The sequence below is a fragment of the Actinotignum sp. usb-actsch-rep-73 genome, assembly GCF_059082735.1.
Genome location: NZ_JBHNPV010000060.1, coordinates 1 through 4,235 on the forward strand (window position 1 = coordinate 1; position 4,235 = coordinate 4,235).

Genomic DNA, 4,235 nt, shown 5'->3' on the forward strand with positions numbered 1-4,235 from the left:
GGACTTCCCGGTCCCTCCCGCCTCGATCACCGACGTCCTGCTCACCCACGCGCATATGGACCACACCGGCTACCTGCCGCGCCTGGTGAAGAACGGATTCTCGGGGGCGATTTGGGGAACGGACACGACCCTCGCGCTGGCCGAGATCGTCCTGCGCGACTCGGCCCATCTTCAGGAGCGGGATGCGGAGTACACGAACGCGCACGGATTCTCACGTCACGAGAAGGCGCAGCCCCTGTACCGGATCGGCTACGTCAAACGCACCCTGCCGCTGTTCCGCTCGGTCGAGTTCGACCGTCCGCTCGAGCTCGGCGACGGCTTGGAGGCCCGATGGACGAGGGCGGGGCACATCCTCGGATCCGGGTCGATCCGACTCGCCACCCCGGAGGGATCCATCCTCTTCTCCGGCGACCTCGGGCGTTCGACGCACCCCGTGCTGCGCAGCCGTGAGATCCCCGAGGGCGCCGACCTCGTCCTCGTCGAGTCGACCTACGGCGACCGCGAGCACCCCGAGCCCGAGGGCCCTGCGCACGAAGCCTTCGCCGAGGCGATCCGCTCGGCCGTCGATGCGGGAGGATCGGTCCTCGTCCCGGCTTTCGCCGTGGACCGGACCGAAGTCGTCCTCCTGGCGCTCGACGAGATGAGCGCCGAGGGGCGGATCCCGCGGGTGCCCGTTTTCGTCGATTCCCCGATGGCGCTCGCATCACTGGAGATCTATCGGGCCCGTTCGCAGGCGGAGGAGCTGAGCGAGGGCGCACGGGGATTGCGCCTGCCCCACCTCGAGCTTCACGAATTGCGCAGCGTTGACGAATCGAAGAGCCTCAACGCCTTCTCCCGCCCATCGATCATCATTTCGGCCTCGGGGATGGCCACCGGCGGCCGCGTTTCTTCATCATCTGGCCCGGATGCTCCCCGATGAGCGCAACTGCGTCGTCCTCACGGGGTACCAAGCCGTCGGCACTCGTGGCCGTTCCCTGGCCGAGGGAGCCCCCTGCGTGAAGATGCTCGGCACCGAGGTCGCCGTGCACGCCCGGATCGTCAAGGACGAGGAGTTCTCCGTGCATGCGGACGCATCGGAGTTGATCGATTGGGTCGGGGCCCTGCGTCCTCGGCCCCGGAAGGTACTGACGGTCCACGGCGAGAAGGAGTCCGCCGAGGCCCTCGCAGTGCGCTTGGCGCAGGAGCTGACTCTCGAGGCGATGCCCGGGCGCGCGAATCACAGGATCGTTCTCGCGGAGTTCCTCTCCGCTGAATGAGGAGGCCGGGTCTGCGCCTGCTGAGGGTCGGCCTCGGACCCGGATGGGCCGGGGCCGCGGGGTTCAGATCCCTCGGCCCCGGCCTTCTGTCCTTCCGCGCGCATCCGCGCGGGGGCTCGCGATCAGAGGACCCCGAGGATCGCTCCGATGAGGAAGACCATGACGCCTGCGACGAACGAGAGGAGCGTCTCCATGAGCGACCACGTCTTGAGGGTCTCGCCGACCGTCATGCCGAAGTACTCCTTGACGAGCCAGAATCCCGCGTCGTTGACGTGCGAGAGGAACACGGAGCCGGCACCGATGGCGAGGACGAGGAGGCCGGCCTCGACCGGGGGCATGGCGCCTGCGAGGGGGGCCATGATACCTGCAGCCGTAATCGTCGCCACGGTCGCAGACCCAGTTGCCAGGCGAACAGCGACGGCGACGAGCCAGCCGGCGATGAGTGCCGGGACGGAGGCCTGTTCGATCCAGATTGCGATGACGTCGGCGATGCCGGAGTCGACGAGGGTCTGTTTGAAGCCGCCGCCGGCGCCCACGATGAGGAGGATCCCCGCGATCGGGCCGAGCGAGGCGCCGACGATCGTTGAGATCTCGTCGGCCTTACGGCCGGGCGCCACGCCGAAGGCGAGGATCGCGACGATCACGGTGATGAGGAGGGCGACGATCGGCTGGCCGAGGAACTCCGCGCAGGTGTAGAGCAGCGTCTCCTTGGCGGAGCCCATCAGAGTCTCCACGAGGGTGCGGCCGAGCATGAGGAGAACGGGGAGGAGGACGACGAAGATCGAGATGGCGAACGAGGGGCGCTTCTGCGGCTCGGTGATGGTCGATTCGCCGCCGAGAGGGGCCGGGGCCTCGATCGGAACCCACCGGGCCATGACGCGGGCGGCGATGGGCCCTGCGATGATGACGGTCGGGATGGCGACGAGGAGGCCGAGGCCGAGTGTGATGCCGAGGTCGGCACCGAGGGCGTCGATCGCGATGAGCGGGCCGGGGTGAGGCGGTACGAGGCCGTGCAGGGCGGACAGGCCGGCGAGCGCGGGCACGCCCACGAGGATCAGCGGTTGCTCGGCCCTGCGTGCGACGAGCATGACCACCGGGATGAGCAGAACGATGCCGACTTCGAAGAAGAGGGGGATGCCGACGACGAAGGCGATGAGCGCCATCGCCCAGGGAAGTCGGGAGACGGGGGTCTTGTCGAGGATCGTGTCGACGATACGATCGGCGCCGCCGGATTCGATGAGGAGTTTGCCGATGATCGCGCCGAAGGCGATGAGGGTGCCGACGCCTCCGACGGTCGAGCCGAGGCCCGTCGAGAAGGATGTGAAGGTGTCGGTCAAGGGGATGCCTGCGACGAGGGCGAGGACGGCCGAGCCGAGCGTCAGGGCCAGGAAGGGGTGGACCTTCTTCCAGACGATTAGGACGATGATCGTCGTGATGCCTGCGAGGGCTGCGCCGACGAGCTGCAGTTCATTGTCGGAGTGCACGACTGCCTTGGCGGCTGCTCCGAGAAGGGGTGACATCATGAATTCCTCCATTGGAAAGTGATGATCCTGTGCGAATGGTGATCAGCGGGCGATGGCGACGCCCGCGCTCTCAAGTGCGTCGAGTACGGCGGCGAGGGTCTGTTCCGGGGTTTCGCGCGATTCGATGACGATGCCGTCCTCGTCGGGCTTGAGGGGCTCGAGGGTCGCGAACTGGGAGGGGAGGAGCTGCGGGGGCATGAAGTGCCCTTCACGCTGTTCCATGCGTTCGCGCAGGGCCTCCTGTTCTGCAACAAGGTGGACGAAGAGCACGCGACCCTTCGCTTCGGAAAGGAGATCGCGGTAGACGCGTTTGAGGGCCGAGCAGGTGACGATGGAGCAGCTCTGCTTGTCCACTTGCCCGCTCATCCAATCGCGCAGGCTCCTGAGCCAGGGCCAACGGTCTTCGTCGCTGAGGGGGGTGCCCGCAGACATCTTGACGATGTTCGCTTCGGGGTGGAAGTCGTCGGCTTCGGCGAGGGGCCACGATGTCAGAGCGGCCAGTGAAGCTGCGGCGGTCGTCTTTCCGCTGCCGGCAACGCCCATCACGACGAGGTGGGTCAGCGATGATTCGCGAGTGTCGTCCACGACTCCTCCTAAATATGACGTCTTCGTCCATATAGTACGTTTATAGTACCGAATACGTCATACATTTCAAGAAGGAGGAAAGTCCCATAGATCACAGACCTATAATGATTGGCGCAGAAGCCTCAACAAAAGGAGCTCAACGTGTCCCCCTCGCTCCACAGTGATGTTTTCGAGGCGCTCGGACGCAGGATCGCCGCAGGCGATCTACCGATCGGCGGCACGCTCACACTCGAATGGATCCAGACGGAGTTCGGGGTCTCACGCAGCATCGCCCGCGAGTGCGTGAAGTCGCTCGAATCCATGGGGCTCGTCGAATCCCGCAGACGCGCAGGGATCCTGATCCGCCCCGCGTCCGAGTGGGATGCGCTCTCACCGACCCTGATCCGCTGGCAGCTCGATGCCGATCCACGAGGGCCCAAACTCGGCGCCCTCAACGAGATGCGCGCCGCCATCGAACCGGTCGCAGCGGCTGCGGCCGCGCGCCGGGCCACCGAGGGCGAACGCACCCGGATCCTCGAACTCGCCGCACGATTGCGGGCCGAGGGCGCGAAGGACGACCTCACCGATTTTCTCGCCACCGACATCAAGCTTCATTCGGCAATCCTCGCCGCAAGCCACAACGACACCTTCTACGCGCTGAGGGAGCTCGTCGCCGAGGTCCTGGCCGGGCGCACGCGCCTCGGCCTCTACCCCGCCCACCCCGAGCCGATCGCCCTCGACCTCCACGACGAGGTCGCGCGCGCCATCGCCACCGGTTCCTCCGAAGCAGCCGAAGACGCGATGCGCGCCCTCGTCGCCGAAGTCCGCGAAGCCCTCCTCGAAAAAGGGCTGCGCGGGTTCCTCACCACGGACTGACCCCTCACCCCAGCAT

General features: G+C 66.7%; 5 protein-coding genes. 3 read left to right on the forward strand and 2 right to left on the reverse strand.

Going from position 1 to position 4,235, the window contains the following annotated elements; all coding sequences use genetic code 11:
- On the forward strand, positions 1-919 hold a 919-nt coding region (locus tag AC5RE1_RS04265; protein WP_493938401.1), incomplete at its 5' end, for an MBL fold metallo-hydrolase.
- 82 nt (positions 920-1,001) lie between these two features.
- Complete coding sequence (locus AC5RE1_RS04270) at positions 1,002-1,256, forward strand: MBL fold metallo-hydrolase RNA specificity domain-containing protein (protein ID WP_243440763.1); 255 nt, start codon at positions 1,002-1,004, stop codon at positions 1,254-1,256.
- Positions 1,257-1,378: 122 nt separating this feature from the next.
- Here AC5RE1_RS04270 and AC5RE1_RS04275 read toward each other — a convergent pair whose 3' ends face one another.
- Together AC5RE1_RS04275 and AC5RE1_RS04280 are read right to left on the reverse strand one after the other, a co-directional pair.
- Positions 1,379-2,779, reverse strand: coding sequence for a GntP family permease (locus AC5RE1_RS04275; protein ID WP_493938402.1), 1,401 nt, complete (start codon positions 2,777-2,779; stop codon positions 1,379-1,381).
- A 42-nt stretch (positions 2,780-2,821) separates the two neighbouring features.
- Positions 2,822-3,364 carry a gluconokinase gene (locus tag AC5RE1_RS04280; protein WP_006680433.1) on the reverse strand — a complete coding sequence of 181 codons (543 nt, stop codon included), beginning with the start codon at positions 3,362-3,364 and terminating at the stop codon, positions 2,822-2,824.
- A 141-nt stretch (positions 3,365-3,505) separates the two neighbouring features.
- On the opposite strand from AC5RE1_RS04280, the gene AC5RE1_RS04285 reads away from it, so the two are divergent.
- Positions 3,506-4,219, forward strand: coding sequence for a FadR/GntR family transcriptional regulator (locus AC5RE1_RS04285; protein WP_285069572.1), 714 nt, complete (start codon positions 3,506-3,508; stop codon positions 4,217-4,219).
- Positions 4,220-4,235 lie beyond the last annotated feature (16 nt).